The following is a 20858-nucleotide window of genomic DNA, read 5'->3' on the forward strand; positions in this document are numbered from 1 at the left end:
CACCCAACAGGCCCTCTCGGGGGCAGGGACGTTCGGCCGTGCGCGGGCGCCCGGTCGGCGGCCCGTTCTGGGCGCGCCTCAATCGTAGCCCGAGACGGTCCCGGGCTGACAATTTCGACTGTAATGGACGTTCTTGAATGACTAGTCGTTTAAGAACGCCCCCAACGACTAGTCGATTAGGAGTATCATCGTCTGCGCAAATAAGCACGATATAGCATGTTAGAGATTGAGAGCGTATGGCTGATACCGTATCTAAGCACATTGACATGACCACCGGCTCGCTGTGGCGCAATATTCCCCTGTTCGCCTTCCCCGTGGCCGCCACGAGCATCTTGGAGCAGCTGTCGAACCTCATCGCCACGGTCATCATCGGTAATTTCTCGGGCGACCAGGGAACCCTCGCCATGGCGGCGGTCGGCTCCAATGTTCCGCTTACCAGTCTTATGCTCAACCTGTTTATTGGCATGTCGCTTGGCTCCAACGTGGTCATCGCCAACGCTATCGGCCGCAACGATCAGAACATGGTCAAACGCGCCGTCCATACTTCGATTTTAATGGCGCTCGTGGGCTTTGTCGTCATTGCGCTGGGCGAGATCTTTGCCGAGCCCATGCTCGCCGCGCTCAATGTTCCCGCCGAAACCATGCCGCTCGCTTCGCTCTACCTGCGCGTCTTTTTGCTCAGCATGCCCTCGATCTTGCTCTACAACTTTGAGGCCGCGATCTTCCGCTCCGTCGGCATCACCCGCATGCCGCTGCAGGCACTTGCCGTGTCCACCGTCCTCAACATTGGCCTGGATCTCATCTTTGTCCCCATACTCCACTGGGGCGTCGCGGGCGTCGCCATCGCCACCGCTATCGCCTACACTGTCAGCGCCGCCACGCTCTTTATCCGCCTGCTCAAGACCGACTCCGTCGTCCGCGTCACCCCGCGCGACCTGGCTATCGACCCCGTCGCCCTCAAGCGCATCGTCAAGATCGGCCTGCCCGCCGGCATCCAGAGCGCCGTCTTTGCCGTCGCCAACATCATCATCCAGTCTGCTATCAACAGCCTGGGCACCGAGGTCATGGCGGCATCGAGCGCCGCTATGAGCTTGGAGTACGTATGCTACAACCTGCTCAACAGCTTTAGCCAGGCTTGCACCACCTTTGTAGGACAAAACCACGGTGCCCGCCAGATCGACCGCTGCACCAAAACGCTCAAGGTCTGCCTGGTCGAAGGCGGTATCGTTGCACTCACCACGATCATCGTTATTGTCGGCCTGGGACGCGAGATCTTGTCGCTGTTCAACAGCGATCCCAACATCGTCTCGATCGGCTATATCCGCGTGTGTTCGATCTTCCCGGCGTACGCCTTTAGCATGTTCTACGAAAACATGTCCGGCTACCTGCGCGGCTTTGGTATCTCGCTCACGCCCGCCCTCATCACCATGATCTGCGTCTGCGGCATCCGCTTCTATTGGGTGTTCTGCGTGTTCCCGCACTTCCGCACCTTTGCTAACATCATGATGGTCTACCCCATCAGCCTGGGCACCACGGCGTTCTTTATGGTCGTGGCGGTACTACTTTGCCACCCGGCACGCACCTATCGCGCCACCCAAGCCAAAGCGACAGCCCGCTAAACACCGCACTCAAAGCCACGCCAGTCATTAATTGACAATATGCGAGCTCATATAGTCGATAAAGCGCCTCGTGGCGATGGGCATGGTATCCCAGCTGCGCCAGGCTGCCACTACGTCACGCGAGGGAGCGTGCACGATGGGCCGCACGCGAATATCGGCTCGCATGCCCTCCACAGTACGACGGTAGAGCATGCTCACGCCTAGACCCTCCTCCACCATCGCCATGATGGTGTAGTCGTCGGTGACCTCGCTCGTCACGTGCGGCGACAAGCCATGCGCCGCAAATGCATCGAGCACCAGGCTCTGTTCGCCCTCATCCAGCAGCACAAAGGGCTCGGACGCCAGGTCGGCGAGCGTCACCTTTTCCTTTGCCGCCAGCGGATGCGCAGCCGGCAGCAGCGCCACCAACTCGTCGTGATAGACCACACGCTTCTCGAGGCCTGCGGTAAACCCGCGCGCCGTAAAGCAAAAATCCACCACGCCGTCGTGCACCCACTGAGCGTTGCGCGTGTAATCGCCCTGCTTGAGGGTAAAGCGTACGCCCGGGTGCAGCGTACCAAAGTCGCGGATCACACGCGGCAGCACGGTACGGCTCACGTTGGTAAACGTCGCGATGCGAATATCGGTCGACGAAAGCCCCAGCAGCTCCTGGCGCTTGCCCTCGAGCTCGGCCTCGGCGGTCACAATCTGGCGCAGGTACGGCAGATACTGCTTGCCATCGCGCGTAAGCGAAACACCCTGCTTGCCGCGCTCGATAAGCGTGGTACCCAGCTCGCGCTCGAGCGCCTTGACGGCCTGGCTCACCGCGCTTTGTGTGTAGCCCAGCTCGTCCGCCGCGCCCTTAAGACTGCCGCGATCGACCACCATACAAACAATCTGATACCGCGATGCCATCGTGCCTCCACATCAATGCAGCCGTAAAACGTTTTGCCAGCGCTTTTCCTAATGACATTAGCATTTCTTAATCATACTGAAGATACATTCGCTTTACTACATCCACATCTGGGAGCAGAATCCTTTTTGCGAAACCGTTCTGTAACAAAAGGAGTCCCATGGATCGCAAAAAAGCAATCGCGCTCTCATTTTCTGTTCCCGTCGCATGGGGCTTTTCGTACCCCCTCATGAAGATCGGCATGGACAGCATGAACGCCACGAGCATCGTTGCGCTGCGCTGCATCATCGCCTTTGCGGCCTGTCTGCTGCTCTTCCACAAGCACGCGTTTCGCATCAACCGCGACCTTATGGTTCGCGCCGCCATCATCGGTGCCATCATGGCAACCGAGCTCACGTGCATGTGCCTGGGCTCCAGCCTCACCTCCGCCTCCACCGCCGGCTTTTTGCAGAGCCTGACAGTCGTAATCGTGCCGTTTGCCAACGCAGCCCTGCTGCGTCGCGCCCCCGAGCGCAAGGTGCTCGTCGGCACCGCCATCGTCACCTGCGGCATGCTGCTGCTCTCGGGCGCCGACTTTACCAGCCTGAATCCCGGCGCAATCATCATGCTGCTCTCCGCTTTTGTCTATGCCGGCCACATCATTGTGGCGAAGCGCTTTGTCGAAGATGTCGACCCGCTGGCTCTGGGCGTTTGGCAGCTGGGCTTCGGCGGCCTGTTCTCGGGCATTGCCGCATGCGTCTTTGGCGGCTTCACGCTTCCCAGCACGCCGAGCGAGATCGTCGTTGTCGTCGCGCTCGCACTCATCTGCTCTGCCTACGGCTTTATCACCCAGACGCTCGTGCAGCCCCACGTGCCCGCCGAGACCACCGGCTTCGCCTTCTCGCTCGAGCCGGTATGCTCCGCCGTCTTCTCGTTCTTCCTGGTCGGCGAGGTCCTGAGCCCCATCGCCTTCTTTGGCGCAGCCCTCATCCTCACCGGCGTCATGGTGGCAACCGTCGAGCTTCCGCGCCTCCGCGCACATGGACAGGCTCGCATGGCAGGAGCGCCCGAGCACGTCTCGTAGGCCCCACTCCTCATACAGCCGTGGCATAAAGGCAACCGGTGCGCCTTTACAATAGATGTCAACAGAGCATCTGCCATAAAGGAGCCCCATGGACGCCGCGACCCGCGACCGCAACATAGCAACTTGGTTGGGCGATGCGCCGCAGCCGGTACGTGACACTACGAACCAGCTGCTCGAGCGCATCGCCCTTTTGCGTGCCGAGCAAACCATCTACCCGGCACAAGACGACATCCTCAATGCCCTCGCCTACACGCCGGCCGACCAGGTCAAGGTTGTCATCTTGGGTCAAGACCCCTATCACGGACCCAACCAGGCCATGGGACTGTCGTTCTCGGTCCCAGCGACGCAAACCAAGTTGCCGCCGAGCCTGCGCAACATCTATAAGGAGCTCAAAGCCGATCTGGGCTGCCCCATCCCCGCCACGGGAGACCTAACCCCATGGGCACTGCAGGGCGTCCTGCTCCTCAACACTACGCTCACCGTGCGCGAGCATGCCGCGAACTCGCACGCCAAGCTGGGCTGGAGCGCGCTCACCGACTACGTTATCGAACGCTGCTGCCAGCTGCCCCAGCCGGTCGTCTTTTTGGCATGGGGCCGCTTTGCCCAGCAGATGGTCGAAGGCAAGCTCGCCGCGACCGGCGCGGGCAAGGCAACCGGCAAGTTCTGCCTGGCCTCCACGCACCCCTCGCCGCTTTCGGCCAACCGTGCCACGGCAGAACTCCCCGCTTTTATGGGATCGCGCCCCTTCTCGGCAGCCAATCGGCTACTCGAGCAGCACGGCTCGACCCCCGTCAACTGGACTTGCCTCGGCTAAAAATCGATACATCAAAAACGCGCCCGACGGCTTTCCATCGGGCGCGTTTCCTATTCGGGCCAAATAAATTGTGTGCGGCCGGCCTCGCCCCCATCGATCAGCAGGCTCTGCCCGGTCATAAACCGGTTGGTCACGCCCACAAAGTAGATCCACTCGGCGATCTCTTGGGCAGTGGCCCAGCGCTTAAGCGGCGTGAGCTCCATAATCTGGTTCCACAGGTGCTCGTCTTCCATCACACAACGGTTGAGCGGCGTGATAACGCCACCCGGGTCCACACTGTTGGCGATGGCCTGCGGCGCCAGACGGTTTGCAAGGTTCTTGGTGTAGGCGATAACGCCACCCTTGCTGGCGGCATAGGCGGGAAACTCCGATCCCGTATGCCCGCTCGCCGACCCCACATTGACCACGGATTTGATAGCCGGCGCAGGCTTGGCGGCAAGCCCCTCCCCCACAAAGGCGTAGTGCTCGGTCACGTTGATGGTGCCACGCAGGTTGGCAGCAATATCGTCGGCCGAATCCTGCGTACCGGCAACGTTCACGATTACCTGGGGTTCAAGATCGCCTGGAAACGAGTCCGGCTCGCGTACATCAACGATCAGATGGCGGTAGCGCTCGTGTTCGATCGCCGTCGGCAGCAGATCAAAGCCCACGACCTCGTGGCCCTCGTCCAAAAAGCGCTGCACGCACGCGGCTCCGATACCGCCCGAAGCGCCCGTGATCAAAACCCGCATACTTGCTCCTTAGGCGGTTGCGTGGCGCTCGAGGTACTCGGAACCCACATTCTCGCGCTCCCAGCCGCGCACGACCTTGTAGCCCACGGGGCTCAGGAAGACCTCGCACAGCAGCTCGGCGACAGCGCCGGTCAGCGAGCACATAAGGACTTGCACCCAGGTCCAACCAAAGAACGTGTGGCTCACCACAATGGCAAAGACCAGGTTGTCGATAAACTGGCCAACACCTGTGGACACATAGGAGCGGAAGGCGAAGCTCGCAAAGTTATTCTTTTTGAGCATACGGCCGAGCGACTGGTTGAGCGTGGAGTTGACCACGGCAGAAACGAGCATTGCCAGCGAAGAGCCCAGCACCACGTACCAGGTGCCGCCGATGGTGGCGTTAAGGGCAGTGTTGACCTCGATCATACCCGTGTCGTAGTAAGCACCCCACATGCCGGGCGTGAGCGAGCATGCCCAAAAGCACAGGCTCACGGCCAGGTTGACCAGCAGCGCGAGGATAGAGATTTTGATGGATGCCTTGGCGCCAAAGCGCTTGCAGATCATGTCCTGGCACAAAAACGAAACCCAGCTCACCACAAAGCCGCAATCGAGTGCCAGATACGGCAGGCTGATAAGCTCTTTGTTGGCCAGCAGGTTCATCATGATGACGCTCACGAAAAACAGCGAAACCGTTGCCGCGGGAATGCTCCGCAACAGGACCTTGTAGTCCTCCATGACCTTCTTGATCATTATGTACTCCTTTGGTTTTAGGTTTAACGAGCAGGATATCGGACCCGAACTGCTCGGACGCCCCGGTCTTGAGACGACGGTGGGTATGATAGCCGCTCACGCGGCATCAGGCAAGCAATCGGCGCGGCGGCCCCGCAGGGCCACCGCACTGGTGCGTTAAAAGGCTACGTTGCCAAACTCCGACAGGATAAGGTCGGGATTGTGGTCGGTTGCCCAATCCACGTTCCACGGACTCGTGAACAGCAGCAGCTTACCGCCGCGCATGTCCTCGACACGCAGCGTGTCGCGCGTGAGCGAAAGGCCCGGGATATCGATGGTATCGGGGTCGTTCTGGATCCAGCGAATGTCCGTATAGGGCAGCGGTTGGCGACGAACCTCAACACGGTACTCGGCCTTGAGGCGGCGCTCGAGCACCTCAAACTGCAGCACGCCGACCACGCCCACGATGACGCTCTCCATGCCGGCACCAAGCTCGCGGAAGATCTGGATGGCACCCTCCTGGGCAAGCTCCTCCATACCCTTGACGAACTGTTTGCGCTTGAGCGTATCGACCTGCGTAATGCGAGCGAACATCTCGGGGGCAAACGTCGGGATCTGCGGGTACTGCACGTGGCACTTGCCGGAGCACACAGTGTCGCCGATGCTAAAGATACCCGGGTCGAACAGGCCCACGATATCGCCCGCGTACGCCTCGTCCACGATGGCGCGGTCATCGGCCATCATCGAGGTACCCGTGGCAAGCTTAAGCTTGCGGTTGCCCTGCACGTGGAAGGCATCCATGCCGCGCTCGAACTTGCCCGAGCAAATGCGCACAAAGGCGATGCGGTCGCGGTGGTTCTTGTCCATGTTGGCCTGGATCTTAAACACAAAGCCGCTAAAGTCGTCGCGGCAAGGATCGACCGGCTCGCTGGTGAGCGTATCGGTATAGGCGCGCGGCGTCGGGGCCAGACGCAGGAACTCCTTGAGGAAGGGCTCCACACCAAAGTTGGTGAGCGCCGAGCCAAAGAACGCCGGGCTCAGCTTGCCGCAGGCCACGGCATCCAAGTCGAGCTCGTCGCCGGCGCCATCGAGCAGCTCGATATCGTCCATTAGGTTCTTATGGTTCTCCTCGCCGATGAGCTCATCCATGGCGGGGTCGCCCAGCTCGGCCTCGACCTCGGCGACCTTCTTGGTGGCGTTGGCGTGACCATCGCCCTCAAAGGCGATAACGCGACGGGTCTGACGATCGAACACGCCGCGGAAGTTACGACCGCTGCCGATCGGCCAGTTCATGGGATACGTATTGATACCCAGGACATTCTCGATCTCTTCCATGAGCTCAAACGGGTCGCGAGCCTCGTGGTCGAGCTTGTTCACAAAGGTGAAGATGGGAATATGACGCAGCGTGCAGACCTTAAAGAGCTTTTTGGTCTGGGCCTCGACGCCCTTGGCGCCGTCGATGACCATGACAGCGGCGTCGGCGGCCATAAGGGTACGGTAGGTATCCTCCGAGAAGTCCTGGTGGCCGGGGGTATCGAGGATGTTGACGCAGGCGCCGTTGTAGGTAAACTGCAGCACCGAGGAGGTAACGGAAATACCGCGCTCCTTCTCGATGTCCATCCAGTCCGAGACGGCATGCTTGGCCGAGCTCTTGCCCTTGACCGAGCCGGCGGTCTGGATGCTGCCGGTATAGAGCAGCAGCTTCTCGGTAAGCGTGGTCTTACCGGCGTCCGGGTGGCTGATGATCGCGAATGTGCGGCGCGACGAGATTTCATCCGACAGGCTTGCCATGCGGATCCTTTCTTGCATTAAGTGCATTACGTCGATGTAACCGTACTATTGTAGCCGCGAAATATCGGCATAGGGCACCTATCAGGACAAATTCATCAGTTGGGGCCTAGGGTAGCAGTCGATGGCGACACTCCGCAGCAGTTTGTCTTGATCTGTAACATCTAGACGGTTTTTGAACCTCTACCTGTTACAGATTTAGACAACCAGGTGGGCGTCCCAGAAAGATCTCAATCTGTAACATCTAGCCACTCAAAACGGGTCCATCTGTTACAGATTGAGATATAAGGATAGACGGTTGGACAATGTCTCGATCTGTAACATCTAGCAGCCAAAATCTTCTCCAGTTGTTACAGATTGAGACAACCAGGTGGGGCCCGCCGGCAAAATCTCAATCTGTAACAGGTAGCCGTCCAAATCGGTTCCAGATGTTACAGATTGAGATGAATGAACGAGCGGACAATCCATATTTGCCTCTTGCATAACTGTATATAGTGTATATATACTGTGCTTACCGGTTATATACACGTGTAGCCCATCAGCTAAGGAGCCGCTGTGGACATCATCCTATCCAATTCGAGCGACAAGCCCATCTACGAGCAGATAACCTCGCAAGTCAAAGCTCAAATCCTTTCGGGCACGCTCGCTGCGGGAGCCAAACTCCCCAGCATCCGTGCACTCGCGAGCGATCTTGGCGTGAGCGTCATCACCACCAAGCGCGCCTACGCCGACCTGGAGCAGCTCGGGTTTATCTGCACCGTGCAGGGCAAGGGCTGCTTTGTCGCCGAGGGCAACCAAGAACTCTTGCGCGAAAACCAGCTCTGCCATATCGAAGAGCTACTTGCGAAAGCGGCGAGCCAAGCCGAAACCCTGGGCGTCACGCGCGACAAGCTGCACGAGATGCTCGACCTGGTAGCCCCCGAAACCATGCAGTAGCCATCTGCAAGAAAGGCTATACCATGCAAAACCTTTTAGAACTCAAAGGCATCTCACGCCGTGTAAGCGACCGTTTTTCGCTGCGTGATGTCACACTCGCTGTGGAGCCAGGTCAGATCGTCGGCTTTGTTGGTGCCAACGGTGCTGGCAAAACAACGACGATTCGAGCTGCCCTCGGGCTTATAAAGCTCGATGCCGGCGAGGTGCACCTATTTGGGCAGCGCTGTGGCGCCGACGCGCCCGATGAGACGCAGCGCCATCTACGCTCCCGCGTCGGTCTTGTCCTGGACACGTGCCCCTTCCCCTCCACGCTCAAGGTGGGCCAGATCGAGTCGCTCGTAGGCCCGGCGTACCCCACGTGGGACCGCGAAACGTTCGCCGGATTCATCAACCGATTTGGCCTCGATCCTAAGACAAAAGTCAAGGACCTCTCCCGCGGCATGGGCATGAAGCTGCAGCTTGCCTGTGCACTCAGTCACAATGCCAAACTGCTCGTTTTGGACGAAGCCACCGCAGGCCTCGATCCCATGGCACGCGAGGAACTGCTCGATGAGCTGCTTGCCTTTGTCGCCGACGGTCAGCACAGCGTGCTGCTCTCGAGCCACATTACGTCCGACCTCGATCGCGCCGCCGACCGCGTCATCTGCATCGATAACGGCTCGATTATTTTTGACCTGCCGCGCGAGGACATTACCGACCGAGCCGGCATCGCCCACTGCACCCAAGCACAGGCCGCCGAGCTTATGGCTTGCGCCGAAGGCGCCCGTGCCGTCCACCACGCCTATAGCGTGGACGTGCTCGTGCCCAACCGTCGCGAAACGCTCGAGGCCTTCCCCGAGATTCCCAGCGATCGGGCAACCATTGATGACTATCTTCGCCTCATGCTGAAAGGAGCTTCGAAATGAAACGCGCCTTTATGTCCGAGCTCGCCATCGCTCGCTCGCTTATCCCGAGCATTGCAGGCGTCGGCCTGTTCATGTTTGTCGTGCTGACCCTTGCCAACGCGTCGGATGTCGATTCCGGCATGAGCGCCGGCGCCTGTGCGGTCAGCGCAATGTCGCCCATCATAATCATGAACTCGCTAGCTGGCTACGATAACCAAAACGGCTGGGAGCGTTATCGAGCAACGTTGCCCTTCTCGCGCAAAGACATCATCTGCGCACGCTACCTGTGCATCGTTGTCTTCTCGGCCATCATGGCCTGCGCCGCCGCGCTTCTGAGCATCGTCTCCATCCCGCTTTTCAACAGCGCGGGCATCCCCTCGACGGGACAGGCCGTCTTTGAGACCGCAATGGCCTCGGCGGCATCGATGCTCATCTCCCTCATGATGGTGTTTTTGGCGCAGCCGCTGTTCTTTCGATTTGGACACATGGAGGCGCTGCGCCTATCCGTTGGCCTGTTTGCCCTGCTTGGTTGCGGCACAATGGCCACGCTGAGCTCCTCCAACCCCATCAGCAACTGGCTCATGTCGATTGCCGGAGCAAATCCCGATCCCGCCGTTCTGGGCTGTCTGTGCGCAGGAATTGCCGTGCTGGCCCTCGCGCTATGTGCAATCAGCTGCACCGTCAGCACCAAGGTTTATCGAGTACGCGATCTGTAGCCACGCGAGCCTCAATCCACGAAGGACGCGATCGTCCCCTCCCCGCAAATCCGTGGCAAACGGCATGTCCCCGTCGTGCGCCACCGCGCTACTTGCGCAGCGGCTTGGGCAGCGGAATGCCGGCGGCGATAACGGCGGCGATGATCATGCAGACGATGCCCTTGAGCGGAAAGCACATGAGCAGCAGGCCCACGACCATGACGGGCTGACGCATAACGGCGCCCATCGTCGAGGCCGTGCAAACGGCGACGCAAAAGACCGGATCGGCGCCGGTGAGGATAGCAAGGCCATAGCCCAGGCTTACGCCCGAGAAGATAACCGGGAAGAAGTGGCCGCCGCGCCAGCCCAGGTTGATGAGGGCGGGGGTCAGCATGGCTTTGACAAGACCAGTCGCGATGAGCACGCCGGCGGGAATGGTCAGATAGGTTTCCATGAGCACGTCGGCCTGGGTCTCGCCGGCAAACATGGTGTAGGGCAGGACCGTGCCGCAGATGGCGAGCGCCAGACCGGCCAGCATGGCCTTGACGACAGGGCGCTCCCCTATTGCATGGGACAGTGCCTCGCTTGTGTGCTCGGAGACAAAGTACAGCCAGCCGCAAACGGTGCCAACCAACGCCAGCGGAATGAGCCAGGTAAGTTCCAGGTTGCCCACCTCGGCGGACTCGAACCTGGGCATGCCCATGCCGCCGCCCATAAGCTGGCCGAGCAGCAGATAGGTGCCCAGGCCGCCGGCAATCGCAATGCCGTAGACCACCGTCTTTTGTGCCTTGGGAAGCTTGATCGTGATCTCGTCGGACGCGGACTCATCGTCGGCGTCTTCGCCCTGGCCATCGGCGCTACCGGCAAGCGGTGCCACAAAGCCAAAGACGGGCGCGGTAAAGAGCGCCGTCAGGGCAGCCTGGGTACCCAGCAGCGTTAGCTCCCTAAACTCGGCGCCAAAGCGACGCATGCGGTCGCCGACCCAGCTGCACAGTCCCGCGATAACGCCGGTCAGGCCGGCCTCCGGTCCAATGCTTCCGCCAAACAGCAGCGGCAGCAATGCCGCGAGCGAAAGCTTGCCCAGGTTGTCGTACGGGTAGCGCCCGTCTTGCTTAACCTTAGCCATCACCTGGTTGAGGTCATCGGTCTTGGTGCCTGTCATCTTTTCGTACAGACCGATTAACAGGCCGCCCAGCAGGCAGACAAAAAACGGGTACGGCAAAAAGCCAAACGGGCCGCTGGCAAGCTCGGGCGAAGAGACGCCCAGCGCGTGCGGAATCTCGGTCCATAGATAGTCGATACCGTGCTCCATCGCAAAAAAGAACAGCCAGACCGCGGCACCTGCGAACGCACCGGTCACGGCAACGCTAAGTAAAAACAGCGCGCGGTTTTTGGGTTTGGCAAGGTTATCCATCGGGTCCTCCCGCGGTCAAAGTCGACATAGTTACGTTTTATTGTAGAGTGAGCGTTGCCCGAACGAGCCAACCGTCTGCGCCGCGAACGGCACCATTGGGAGCCATAGTGGGGCAAGCTCAAGACTTATCCGTTGATAATCGAGGCAATCTCGCGCAAATCGTCGGCAAAGTAGATACCTTGCTGGCGCTGCGGGCTCGATAGGCCCTTATCAATCATGTGCCCGAGCAGCGCCTTGAGGTCGTTGTAGTAACCGTCCAGGTTATACAGGATGCACGGAGCACTCAGGTGCCCCAACGACACAGCGGACATGACCTCGGCAATCTCCTCGAGCGTGCCCGTCCCGCCGGGAAAGGCGATGAACACATCGCCGAGCTCAATCATCTTGGCTTTGCGCTCGGCCATATCGCTCGTCACGATAAGGTCGTCGATGCCGTCATGTTGAAACTCGGCCTCGATAAAAAAGCTCGGCTCAACACCCGTCACGTGTCCGCCGGCATCGAGCACGCTATCGGCGAGCGCGCCCATCAGGCCCGATTTGGACCCGCCGTATACCAGCGCGTGTCCGTTGGCGCCAATCCAGTTGCCCAGCTCCTGTACCGCGGGCAGAAATGCCGGGTCATTGCCAGTGTTGGCACCCAGGTACACGGTGATGTTCATATTTGTCCCCCTGTTGTGGCGCACGACGTTCGTCTTAGCGCTGGCGTCGACGATACTCGCGCACGCGGCGTGACAAATCGGCGAGCTCGTCACGATCGAGCTCTTCCAAATGCTCAAGATCGTCCATAAAACGAGCCATGGTGTCCTTTTGACGCATCTTGATAAGCGTATTGCAGTAGTTCACCGCCACGCCCGTGAGCATGGCGATGTAGAAGATGCTGATGACGCTCAAGACGACGGTAATAGCGCGGGCAACCGGTGTCTCGGCCGGGATGTCGCCAAAGCCGATCGTCGAGACCGTCTCAAAGCTAAACCAGAGCCCATCGCCAAACGTGAGGGTCGTAGGCTCGGACAACCAGACGGCCGTCGAGCACAGCAGGTAAAAGACGAGGAACAGCTCCGTAATGCGCACGAAGCCCGCCTGGCGTAACACGTCAGCAAGCGTCTTGAGCTTTTTCATCGCGACCCCTTTTCCCAGACGCCCAATCACGTTCGCTCGGTATTGTCCCACGCCTCCCCCGCAAACGGAACTAGTCATTGGGGACGTTCTTAAATGACTAGTCAAACAAGAACGTCCCCGATGACTAGTCGTTTAAGAACGTCCCCAATGACTGCCGGGCGGGAGCGTTTAGCGGTGCAGCTGCCGACTGGGCGGGCTGAGCTGGTATCCTTATGCGGTAATGTCTCGATTCGTTAGGATTGCATGTGAGAGCTGCCACTGTCCTTCGTTCAGTTATATGTCGCGCCCTGGCCATTGTGCTCGCCGCGCTTGCCGTGCTGAGTTCTATCGCGCCTGTCCAGGCTTTTGCCGCTGACTCTAGCCAGCCAGTCAAGACGGTCCGCGTTGGTTGGCTCGTCAACAACGAGGGCTTCCAGGACGGCACCCCCGGCGAGCGTCTCTCGGGATGGGGTTACGAGTACCTCCAGACCCTGTCGTACTACACGCCCGGCTGGCGGTACGAATACGTCTCCGGCACCTTCACCGAGCTTATGGACATGCTCGAGGCAGGCGAAATCGACCTCATGCCCAACATCTCCTACTCCGAGGAACGCGCCCAAAAGCTGCTCTTTTCCTCGAACCCCGAGGGCACCGAGCGCTACTACATCTACGCCAAGCCCGATCGCGACGATCTGGCCAAGGGTGACCCCCAAGCGCTCCAGGGTCTCACTATCGGTTGCAACTCCGGCGTCATGCAAACCTTCGTTGGCCAGCAGTGGCTCGCCAACGAAGGCATTACCTGCACCTATAAAGAAATCGACACTGGCAGTGCCCTCTTTGACGCGCTCGCAAACAACGAGGTCGATGCCATCATCATGAACGACACGACCTCGTCGCCCAGCGCCTCCCCCATGTTCTACATTGGTTCGAGCGACTACTATTTTACCGTCCCCAAAAGCCGCCCCGACCTGATGGACGACATCAATGCCGCCATGTCGGCAATCGCCCGCGTCAACCCACGCTATATCGACGAAGTCAAATCTAACTACTCGGCCCAAAACAGCGGTTCATCATCGCTCAACGGCCCCGAACGTTCCTGGCTCAAAGCAAATGGCAACACCATCACGCTCGGCTACATTACGGGCAAACTCCCCTACTGCAACGAAGACGAAAACGGCGAAATGGAAGGCTCGCTCGCATCGCTTGCGACGACGCTGCACGATAAATTTGGCATTACGGTCAAAACCGTCCCCTTTGATAGCTACAAGATGATGTCAAAGGCCCTGTCAAAGGGAAGCATAGACGTTGCGCTGCCGGTATACCGAGATTACTGGTTTGCCGAGCAATCAGGCGTTGTGCAGTCGGTATCGTTGGGGACCGTGTCCCTCACCGCCATCCACACCGACGGCAATCTGAACAAAGACCTTCAGAACATCGCCTGCACCAAATCATCGTTTGTCAACCAAAATGTACTTGAAAGTCTGTTCCCCACAGCGACCGTGACCGAATACCAATCCGACGATGAAGCGTTCGACGCCCTCAGGAAGGGAACGGCGCACTGCATCGTCGCTCCCAGCTCACGCATAAAAACCATCGGCGATCGTCATGATCTCGAAGGCTACGAGACGGTCGAGCCCCCTGACACCTGTGAGCTCTCGTGCTGGATTTCGCGCGGAAAGCCCGAGCTGCTGGGAATCATCAACAAGGGCATCATCAATGCCGGAGAATCGCTCTCCGCAAGCAATTACTCCTCCATGTCGTACACGGCCCAGGAATCAAACACGCTTCAATTCCTTTATCGCAACCGTGCCGCCGTTGCAGCTACCCTCATCGGTATGTTGTCGGTCGGCATCGTCCTGCTCATCTGGGCGCTCGCACGCGCTCGAACCGAGCGCAAAAAAGCCGATGCTGCCAACGCCGCTAAGACGGCATTCCTCACGCGCATGAGCCACGACATCCGAACGCCGCTCAACGGTATCCTGGGCCTTATCGAGATCGAGGAATTGTAGGAAGGCGATATCCAGGTCGCCCGCGAGAGCCGTGCCAAGGCGCGCGTTGCCGCCAATCACCTGCTCTCGCTGATCAACGACATCCTCGAGATGGGCAAAATCGAAGACCGCAAGCTAACACTGGAGCATACGCCTTTTAACCTCAAAGAGCTCTGTGACAATACGCTGGTGCTGTGCAAGCTCCGCGCGTCCAGTAACGGCATCACCATGCAGGACAATAGTCTGCCGTACGCCACGGGGCCATACATGATCGGCAGTCCCACCCATATCCGACAGATCATGATCAACCTGTTAGACAACAGCATTAAGTACAACAAGCACGGCGGCTCCGTCACCTTTAGTTCAAAGACCAAGCCACTCGATAACGGGCGCGCGCTCTTTTGCTTTAGCGTTTCGGATACCGGCATTGGCATGACTCCCAAGTTTTTAAAGCATATCTATGAGCCGTTTGCCCAAGAAGGCGACGATGCGCGCAGCAGGTTCCAAGGAACCGGCATGGGCATGCCAATCGTCAAGTCGCTTATTGAACTGATGGGCGGTACGATTGAGATTTCGAGTGAGGTTGACGTGGGAAGTACGTTCAACGTCCAGATTCCGCTCGATATCGACAAGAACCCTCAGACGCGGGCAGATACGGTCGAGAGGGCGCTCGACTGCTCGCTCGCCGACATGAACGTGCTACTCGCCGAAGACAGCGAATTGAATGCCGAGATTGCCCAGGCGCTGCTCGAAAGCGAAGGCATTGTCGTAACTCGCGCCGCCGATGGCAACGAAGCGGTCGACCTATACGTTGGCCGTCCCGCCGGCAGCTTCGATGCGATTCTGATGGACATCATGATGCCGGGAATGGATGGTTACGAGGCGACCCGCGCGATTCGTCTGAGCGAGAAGATCGATGCAGCCGATATCCCCATCATCGCGCTCACCGCCAATGCCTTTGCCGAGGACGCCAAGGCGGCACACGACGCCGGTATGAACGCCCATCTGTCCAAACCGCTCGACTTTAACAAGCTCAAAAACATGCTCGCCCGCATCAAGAAAAACGGATCCGTTTCGCTATAGTTTGTGCTCAACCACCACGCACGACCAGAAAGGAAGCCAACGATGTTTAGGCCCTTACGTCGAAAGAAGCGCGCCATCACCGACGAAGAAGCGCGCGAACTGCTCGCTACCTGCAAGCGCGGCGTCTTTGCCGTCAACGGCGACGATGGCTACCCGTACGCCATTCCCGTCAACTACTTCTTTGACGCCGAGCACGACAAGATTTATTTCCATGGCGCCAAGGCCGGCCACAAGGTCGACGCACTCAAGCGCGATGACAAGGTCTGCTTTACCGTTTACGGCAACGAGTGGTACCAGGACGGTGACTGGGCTCCCTACGTTATGAGCACCGTGGTCTTTGGCCGCTGTCGCCTGGCGAATGACACCCCCGCGCTTATCGAGGACAAAGTCCGCCAGCTCGCGCTTAAGTACTACCCTTCTGCCGAAGAAGTCGAGGAGGAAATCGCCAAAGACATCAAGGGCGTCCAACTCTACGAGATTTCGATTGAGCATCTTTGCGGCAAGCAGATTCAGGAAAAATAAACCTCCGCAGCAGGTCTGCGCCCAATGGTTACAGATGCCTTACCACACGGGGCCTTCCAGCCGACTTGGCAGAAGACCCCGCATGCAGTGCTCACTTACCGTGCATTAAAAACGTAGCGGTCCAGGCGGTCGCACGCTTCCCTTACGCGCGAAAGCGGCAGCGCCAGATTCACGCGAATGTGGCAGGGCCCGTGGAACGGGCGGCCGTCCTGATATCCCACGCCTACGCGCGCCCCCTCGTCGAGCAGCCACTGAATATCGCGGCCATGCTCGCGGCACCACTCGGTGCAGTCCAGAAACACCATGTACGTGCCCTGCGGACGCGAATAGGACACGCCCTCAAAATGCTCGTCCACGTAATTGCAGAAGTACTCGATATTGCCGGCAAGCACCTGGTTGAGCTCGTCCACCCACTCGTAGCCCTGCGGCTGGTAGGCACCGATAAGCGCATGCATAGAGAGGACGTTCATCTCGTTGTAGTGGGTCTTGTCGGACACGGCGCACACGCGGTCGCGCAGCGTCTCGTTATAGATGATGTGGTAGCTGCCGACCAGGCCCGCCAGGTTGAACGTCTTGCTGGGCGCATAGAGGGCAACCGTGCGCATGCGGGCGTCCTCGCTTACCGACTGCGTCGGAATATGCTTGTGTCCCGGCAGGATGATATCGGACCAAATCTCGTCCGAGATCACCACGCAATCGTGCTGGCGGTAGATGTCCATGGCGCGCTCGATCTCGTCACGCTCCCATACGCGGCCGCAGGGATTGTGCGGTGAGCAGAACACCGCGGCATGGATGTGGTTTTGGGCGAGTTTGCACTCCATGTCCTCAAAGTCCATGCGCCACACGCCCTGGTCGTCGAGTTTAAGCGGGCTGTGGACAATGCGATAGCCCGCAGCTTCGATGGACTTGGTAAAACCAATGTAGGTGGGGCTATGGACCAGCACTGCATCGCCCGGCTGGACATACGCGCGCAGCGTCGACACGACACCGCCCAGCACGCCGTTTTCGTAGCCGATATGTTCAGGGCGCAGGCCCTCGACGCCATTGCGGCGGCTCTGCCATTCGATGATGCGGTCGAAGTACTCGGCGCGCGGGTTAAAGTAGCCAAACATGGGATGCTGAGCGCGCTGAATGATGTGCTCCTGGACCGTGGGCACCGTGGCGAAATTCATGTCGGCCACCCACATGGGAATGCGGTCGAAGCCCTCGTCGGGTGCGTTCGGAGCCATGCCGGGGATCTCGCCCCAAGAGTCAACGGCGATGGAGTCCATGCCGTGGCGGTCGATAAGCGAGCTAAAGTCGTATTTCATGCTGAACTCCCGTGCAAAGTGATTGTTTTGGTAGGCGTTATTGTCCACCAGCACGGGCGATTTTGGCATGGGGTTTGGCGCTTAATTTGACGGGTGCGGACGAATGGCTGGTTAGTCTTGCGCGTCGTTGACGGCGACCACGGTTAGCTGGGTTTTATCGACCGTAAAAGATATGTCAAGCCCGGCGAAGGCCAGATGATAGACGCGGTTTGGCTCGTGCTTGCTGCCCGCGCGGCGCGGATCTTGGCGAAGAACCTCGACCAGACCGGGGAGCTTTGCGGGCGGGACCATGTCTTGAAGAGCCTGCGGGAACTCAACATCGAGCTCTTGCCACGGAGCATCCTCAATCCAGCCGCCCGTTGCATCCGGGTGACAGTCCGCAAACGGAATGTAGGGCTTAATGTCGTAGATGGGCGTGCCGTCGCGCAGGTCGGCCCCCAGCACATGAATGATGGGGCCATCATCGGTGAACTCGACACGATCGAGCTTGACGCAGGTGAGACCGATGGGATTAGGGCGAAACGGACTGCGCGTGGCAAACACGCCCACGCGCTCGGCTCCACCCAAACGCGGCGGGCGCACGGTTTTCGACCACTTGACGTTGGTGCCGGACCTGTCCTGCGACTTGGCATCGGCAGCTATGTCCTTAGCCGTGCCGCCGGGCGTTCCGTTTTCGAAGCGCCACAGCAGCCATAAGTGAGAGAAGGAATCCAGGCCCTCAACTGCTGCGTTGGAGGCAAATTCCGGCTCAAAAACGATGCGTCCCTGCAGATGAGGCGCCAAAAAGCTGTTGCGCGGAATGCCGAACTTCTGCGGCAGGTCGGTATGTATGTGTGCAATAGGTTCCATGCCGGTCATTGTACGGCATGGAGGCGTGGGGCATTGCGCGCAATTCTTCGCCGCGGTCTCCCGTCGTGCAACCAACGGTTGCTTGGAAGGGCGCCTGCCGCCGCGTATGCTTAAGCCATCAACCAGCAGAAAGGAGCCGCTATGGCCTTTGCAGAAAAGCTCATTGCCATCCGTCGCGCCCATCACCTTACTCAGGAGCAGCTCGCCGCTAAGCTCTTCGTCACACGCCAGGCCATCAGCCGTTGGGAACGCGGCGAGGTCACACCGGGCATCGACATGATGAAACTCATTGCCGCCGTGACCGGCGAGCCCCTGCCCCACCTGCTCGAAATGCCCGAGCACTATTGCCAGAGCTGCGGCATGATACTCACGCCCGACGACTGCGGCACCGACGCCACGGGCGCCACGACCGACCATTACTGCAAGTGGTGCTACGACCACGGCAAGTACACCTACGACACCACCATGGAGGCGATGATTGAGGATTGTGCCCCGCGGCTGGCGCAAAACACCGGCATGTCGCTCGACGAAGCCGTCTCGCTCATGGGCGCCGTCCTGCCGCAACTGGAGCGCTGGCACAACGTGCAGGAAAACGAAGAGCGCTACGGCGCCGAGGCGCGGGCGCGCTATGGCAATGAGGCTATCGATGCAGCAAACGAAACGTTACTGGACATGGATCCTCAGACATGGACCGACATGAAGGAACTTGAACGCGCTATTCTGGGTCAGCTCTCGATTGCCATGGGCGACGGCGTTGCGGATGGAAGCGAGGCTCGCAAGCTCGTCGCGATGCATCACCGCTGGATAGCTCTCAACTGGGGCAGCGAGCCCCAAGACGAGGCCTATCTGGGGCTCGCCCACGGCTACCTCGCCGATCAGCGCTTTATCGACTACTACGACAAGCCATGCGGCACCGGAGCCACGGCGTTTCTAGTTCAGGCCATCGAGTCGTCGTTGACGCGCGCATAGACCGCGGCGGCTTTGGGTATTTCAATCAAAACCTCAACCGATTGGAGACCCATGGCTACTGATCACGAGCTCGTGCTCTACGTTATGACCGGCTGCCCGTATTGCATAAAGGTCAAGCGCTTTCTGGCAGATAACGGCGTGACCATTCCCGAGCGCAATATCTCGACCGATTCCGATGCCGAACAGACACTCATCTCCATCGGCGGAAAACGCCAGGTTCCCTGCCTGTTCATCGACGGCAAACCACTCTACGAGTCGAGCGACATCATCGCATGGGTACAGAAGAACCTGCCCTAGCACGCGCATCCCGTCCGTCCAAGACCCCACCTCATACGGCCTAAACATGTACACCAGCATCCAAAGTCGACTTTTTTCGACATCTTTGGATGCTGGCGTACAACTTTTGGGTAGCCATGGACGCTCTTAACCGGCTAATTGTTTGAGGCAACCTTTGGATTATGGCTGTTTGATGCCTCGGGAAAGAGTTTCCGAGGGAGCTATGGTCAAAAAAGGGCAAATATGAGTACTACTACCTGTTTAGTAGCAGCAATTTTGATCATTTCAGGAACTATTCAACGTTCCACTCGTCCGCAGACGACGTTATTTCTCCTCATATGTTCAATAAACGTAGCTCTTAATGGGAACAAATCTCATCAGGAGCTACTATTTATAGCAAAATAAATGCAACCATAATTGCAACAGTACTCATATTTGCCCTTTTTTGACCACGACCCTCCAGAATAGTCGCTGAGAACGACACTAAATGACAAAATCCGGCACTTGGACGTTCTTGTATGACTAGCCATTGAAGGACACCCAACGACTACTCCAATTCGCGACACACTGTGTCGCGAATTAAGCTGGTCCCACTATCGAAGACCGGTGAGAGCTCCTGCCCAGAATCTCGATAGCTTAATAAAACGCTCCCCTACGGAAGTTCAACGAGCATCCAAATTCCAAGCTGAAAAGCAAAGGAGTATCGAAGCCGTCAATGCTCATTTCCTATCGAGCAGGCGGATCAAAACAAGCTAATTAGCCCGATAAACTGCTTGTATTTTTGTCTACAAAACTGTATACAAAAAAGGGAATCCGAGAACCAGCGCTCGACATTATGTCGATCGATAGGAGGCGCCATGGATGCTGAGCAGCTTGAAAAAATGATGGGATTTGCCCCTGGAGAGTTAGAGAAAGCCGCGGAAGCTTACGAAAAAGATGAATGGCCGAAAGGCCGCACCGTTAAGCTGGGAAGGCCGCCGATCTCTGATGAGCCGAGCGCTGTCTTGTCGGCACGTGTGGGCGAATCGGTTCTTGAGGCGTTTGACGAAAAAGCCAAACGCCATGGGCAAACGCGCACGGAACGGCTCAGGGAACTCATAACACTTGATGCAATGATTGCCTAGGCACCGCTCCCCCGCCGAACCCAAACATGTACGCCAGCATCCAAAGTCGACATTTTCGACATCTTTGGATGCTGGTGTACAGCTTTTTGCTA

Annotated in this window: 21 protein-coding genes; 12 read left to right on the forward strand and 9 right to left on the reverse strand. The window is 58.6% G+C overall.

Annotated elements, in window-relative coordinates:
* The first annotated feature begins 236 nt into the window (after window positions 1-236).
* Window positions 237-1619 (forward strand): MATE family efflux transporter, encoded by a 1383-nt coding sequence (locus AAAX36_RS01460; protein WP_349073751.1) that lies wholly within the window; start codon window positions 237-239, stop codon window positions 1617-1619.
* A gap of 27 nt (window positions 1620-1646) precedes the next feature.
* On the opposite strand, the gene AAAX36_RS01465 is transcribed toward AAAX36_RS01460, so the two are convergent.
* Entirely contained in the window at window positions 1647-2513 is an 867-nt protein-coding gene (locus tag AAAX36_RS01465) for a LysR family transcriptional regulator (protein WP_349073752.1), read from the reverse strand.
* Between the two features lie 158 nt (window positions 2514-2671).
* On the opposite strand from AAAX36_RS01465, the gene AAAX36_RS01470 reads away from it, so the two are divergent.
* Both AAAX36_RS01470 and AAAX36_RS01475 read left to right on the forward strand, forming a co-directional pair.
* A complete protein-coding gene (locus AAAX36_RS01470; protein WP_349073753.1) occupies window positions 2672-3574 on the forward strand; it encodes a DMT family transporter in 903 nt (300 codons plus the stop codon).
* A gap of 88 nt (window positions 3575-3662) precedes the next feature.
* Window positions 3663-4388, forward strand: a complete 726-nt coding sequence (locus tag AAAX36_RS01475; RefSeq protein ID WP_117820858.1) for a uracil-DNA glycosylase — start codon at window positions 3663-3665, stop codon at window positions 4386-4388.
* Between the two features lie 50 nt (window positions 4389-4438).
* Here AAAX36_RS01475 and AAAX36_RS01480 read toward each other — a convergent pair whose 3' ends face one another.
* The 3 genes from AAAX36_RS01480 to AAAX36_RS01490 form a co-directional block, all read right to left on the reverse strand.
* Window positions 4439-5119, reverse strand: coding sequence for an SDR family oxidoreductase (locus AAAX36_RS01480; protein WP_349073754.1), 681 nt, complete (start codon window positions 5117-5119; stop codon window positions 4439-4441).
* A gap of 9 nt (window positions 5120-5128) precedes the next feature.
* The gene (locus AAAX36_RS01485; protein ID WP_022093974.1) at window positions 5129-5851 is read right to left on the reverse strand and encodes a VUT family protein; all 723 of its coding nucleotides are present in this window, start codon (window positions 5849-5851) and stop codon (window positions 5129-5131) included.
* Window positions 5852-6007: 156 nt separating this feature from the next.
* Window positions 6008-7621, reverse strand: coding sequence for a peptide chain release factor 3 (locus AAAX36_RS01490; protein ID WP_195625360.1), 1614 nt, complete (start codon window positions 7619-7621; stop codon window positions 6008-6010).
* A gap of 552 nt (window positions 7622-8173) precedes the next feature.
* Here AAAX36_RS01490 and AAAX36_RS01495 point away from each other — a divergent pair.
* From AAAX36_RS01495 to AAAX36_RS01505, 3 genes are read left to right on the forward strand one after another with little or no spacing between them, the layout of a single operon-like run.
* Complete coding sequence (locus tag AAAX36_RS01495; RefSeq protein ID WP_117820855.1) at window positions 8174-8554, forward strand: GntR family transcriptional regulator; 381 nt, start codon at window positions 8174-8176, stop codon at window positions 8552-8554.
* Between the two features lie 23 nt (window positions 8555-8577).
* Window positions 8578-9459, forward strand: a complete 882-nt coding sequence (locus AAAX36_RS01500; protein WP_195625359.1) for an ABC transporter ATP-binding protein — start codon at window positions 8578-8580, stop codon at window positions 9457-9459.
* Window positions 9456-10154 carry an ABC-2 transporter permease gene (locus tag AAAX36_RS01505; RefSeq protein ID WP_195568652.1) on the forward strand — a complete coding sequence of 233 codons (699 nt, stop codon included), beginning with the start codon at window positions 9456-9458 and terminating at the stop codon, window positions 10152-10154. The genes AAAX36_RS01500 and AAAX36_RS01505 overlap by 4 nt, the downstream gene beginning before the upstream one ends.
* 88 nt (window positions 10155-10242) lie before the next feature.
* Here the strand turns inward: AAAX36_RS01505 and AAAX36_RS01510 are convergent, their stop codons facing one another.
* The 3 genes from AAAX36_RS01510 to AAAX36_RS01520 form a co-directional block, all read right to left on the reverse strand.
* Window positions 10243-11547: a chloride channel protein gene (locus AAAX36_RS01510; RefSeq protein ID WP_349073755.1), complete on the reverse strand. Its 1305-nt coding sequence runs from the start codon at window positions 11545-11547 to the stop codon at window positions 10243-10245.
* 125 nt (window positions 11548-11672) lie between these two features.
* Complete coding sequence (locus AAAX36_RS01515; RefSeq protein ID WP_349073756.1) at window positions 11673-12206, reverse strand: TIGR00730 family Rossman fold protein; 534 nt, start codon at window positions 12204-12206, stop codon at window positions 11673-11675.
* Window positions 12207-12240: 34 nt separating this feature from the next.
* Window positions 12241-12666 carry a potassium channel family protein gene (locus AAAX36_RS01520; RefSeq protein WP_271757070.1) on the reverse strand — a complete coding sequence of 142 codons (426 nt, stop codon included), beginning with the start codon at window positions 12664-12666 and terminating at the stop codon, window positions 12241-12243.
* Window positions 12667-12911: 245 nt separating this feature from the next.
* Here AAAX36_RS01520 and AAAX36_RS01525 point away from each other — a divergent pair, with 245 nt between their 5' ends.
* From AAAX36_RS01525 to AAAX36_RS01535, 3 genes are all read left to right on the forward strand, one after another.
* Window positions 12912-14654, forward strand: coding sequence for a transporter substrate-binding domain-containing protein (locus AAAX36_RS01525; protein ID WP_349073757.1), 1743 nt, complete (start codon window positions 12912-12914; stop codon window positions 14652-14654).
* A gap of 90 nt (window positions 14655-14744) precedes the next feature.
* Window positions 14745-15716, forward strand: a complete 972-nt coding sequence (locus tag AAAX36_RS01530; RefSeq protein ID WP_349073758.1) for an ATP-binding protein — start codon at window positions 14745-14747, stop codon at window positions 15714-15716.
* Between the two features lie 42 nt (window positions 15717-15758).
* Window positions 15759-16238, forward strand: coding sequence for a pyridoxamine 5'-phosphate oxidase family protein (locus tag AAAX36_RS01535; RefSeq protein WP_349073759.1), 480 nt, complete (start codon window positions 15759-15761; stop codon window positions 16236-16238).
* A 95-nt stretch (window positions 16239-16333) separates the two neighbouring features.
* Here the strand turns inward: AAAX36_RS01535 and AAAX36_RS01540 are convergent, their stop codons facing one another.
* Together AAAX36_RS01540 and tsaA are read right to left on the reverse strand one after the other, a co-directional pair.
* The gene (locus tag AAAX36_RS01540) at window positions 16334-17548 is read right to left on the reverse strand and encodes an aminotransferase class I/II-fold pyridoxal phosphate-dependent enzyme (RefSeq protein ID WP_195625177.1); all 1215 of its coding nucleotides are present in this window, start codon (window positions 17546-17548) and stop codon (window positions 16334-16336) included.
* 111 nt (window positions 17549-17659) lie between these two features.
* Window positions 17660-18397: a tRNA (N6-threonylcarbamoyladenosine(37)-N6)-methyltransferase TrmO gene (tsaA, locus tag AAAX36_RS01545; protein ID WP_349073760.1), complete on the reverse strand. Its 738-nt coding sequence runs from the start codon at window positions 18395-18397 to the stop codon at window positions 17660-17662.
* A gap of 141 nt (window positions 18398-18538) precedes the next feature.
* On the opposite strand from tsaA, the gene AAAX36_RS01550 reads away from it, so the two are divergent.
* The 3 genes from AAAX36_RS01550 to AAAX36_RS01560 all read left to right on the forward strand — a co-directional run bounded on the left by AAAX36_RS01550 (window position 18539) and on the right by AAAX36_RS01560 (window position 20766).
* Window positions 18539-19366 carry a TipAS antibiotic-recognition domain-containing protein gene (locus AAAX36_RS01550; protein WP_349073761.1) on the forward strand — a complete coding sequence of 276 codons (828 nt, stop codon included), beginning with the start codon at window positions 18539-18541 and terminating at the stop codon, window positions 19364-19366.
* A gap of 51 nt (window positions 19367-19417) precedes the next feature.
* Window positions 19418-19663 (forward strand): glutaredoxin, encoded by a 246-nt coding sequence (locus AAAX36_RS01555; protein ID WP_349073762.1) that lies wholly within the window; start codon window positions 19418-19420, stop codon window positions 19661-19663.
* Window positions 19664-20499: 836 nt separating this feature from the next.
* Entirely contained in the window at window positions 20500-20766 is a 267-nt protein-coding gene (locus AAAX36_RS01560; protein ID WP_349073763.1) for a ribbon-helix-helix protein, CopG family, read from the forward strand.
* Window positions 20767-20858: the final 92 nt, after the last annotated feature.

The sequence above is a fragment of the Collinsella sp. CLA-ER-H10 genome (assembly GCF_040092475.1).
Classification (GTDB): domain Bacteria; phylum Actinomycetota; class Coriobacteriia; order Coriobacteriales; family Coriobacteriaceae; genus Collinsella.

Coding starts and splice junctions, on each gene's coding strand:
- AAAX36_RS01460 (WP_349073751.1), top strand. CDS start 237: ATGGCTGATACCGTATCTAAGCACATTGACATGACCACCGGCTCGCTG.
- AAAX36_RS01465 (WP_349073752.1), bottom strand. CDS start 2,513: ATGGCATCGCGGTATCAGATTGTTTGTATGGTGGTCGATCGCGGCAGT.
- AAAX36_RS01470 (WP_349073753.1), top strand. CDS start 2,672: ATGGATCGCAAAAAAGCAATCGCGCTCTCATTTTCTGTTCCCGTCGCA.
- AAAX36_RS01475 (WP_117820858.1), top strand. CDS start 3,663: ATGGACGCCGCGACCCGCGACCGCAACATAGCAACTTGGTTGGGCGAT.
- AAAX36_RS01480 (WP_349073754.1), bottom strand. CDS start 5,119: ATGCGGGTTTTGATCACGGGCGCTTCGGGCGGTATCGGAGCCGCGTGC.
- AAAX36_RS01485 (WP_022093974.1), bottom strand. CDS start 5,851: ATGATCAAGAAGGTCATGGAGGACTACAAGGTCCTGTTGCGGAGCATT.
- AAAX36_RS01490 (WP_195625360.1), bottom strand. CDS start 7,621: ATGGCAAGCCTGTCGGATGAAATCTCGTCGCGCCGCACATTCGCGATC.
- AAAX36_RS01500 (WP_195625359.1), top strand. CDS start 8,578: ATGCAAAACCTTTTAGAACTCAAAGGCATCTCACGCCGTGTAAGCGAC.
- AAAX36_RS01505 (WP_195568652.1), top strand. CDS start 9,456: ATGAAACGCGCCTTTATGTCCGAGCTCGCCATCGCTCGCTCGCTTATC.
- AAAX36_RS01510 (WP_349073755.1), bottom strand. CDS start 11,547: ATGGATAACCTTGCCAAACCCAAAAACCGCGCGCTGTTTTTACTTAGC.
- AAAX36_RS01515 (WP_349073756.1), bottom strand. CDS start 12,206: ATGAACATCACCGTGTACCTGGGTGCCAACACTGGCAATGACCCGGCA.
- AAAX36_RS01520 (WP_271757070.1), bottom strand. CDS start 12,666: ATGAAAAAGCTCAAGACGCTTGCTGACGTGTTACGCCAGGCGGGCTTC.
- AAAX36_RS01530 (WP_349073758.1), top strand. CDS start 14,745: ATGGGCAAAATCGAAGACCGCAAGCTAACACTGGAGCATACGCCTTTT.
- AAAX36_RS01535 (WP_349073759.1), top strand. CDS start 15,759: ATGTTTAGGCCCTTACGTCGAAAGAAGCGCGCCATCACCGACGAAGAA.
- AAAX36_RS01540 (WP_195625177.1), bottom strand. CDS start 17,548: ATGAAATACGACTTTAGCTCGCTTATCGACCGCCACGGCATGGACTCC.
- tsaA (WP_349073760.1), bottom strand. CDS start 18,397: ATGGAACCTATTGCACACATACATACCGACCTGCCGCAGAAGTTCGGC.
- AAAX36_RS01550 (WP_349073761.1), top strand. CDS start 18,539: ATGGCCTTTGCAGAAAAGCTCATTGCCATCCGTCGCGCCCATCACCTT.
- AAAX36_RS01555 (WP_349073762.1), top strand. CDS start 19,418: ATGGCTACTGATCACGAGCTCGTGCTCTACGTTATGACCGGCTGCCCG.
- AAAX36_RS01560 (WP_349073763.1), top strand. CDS start 20,500: ATGGATGCTGAGCAGCTTGAAAAAATGATGGGATTTGCCCCTGGAGAG.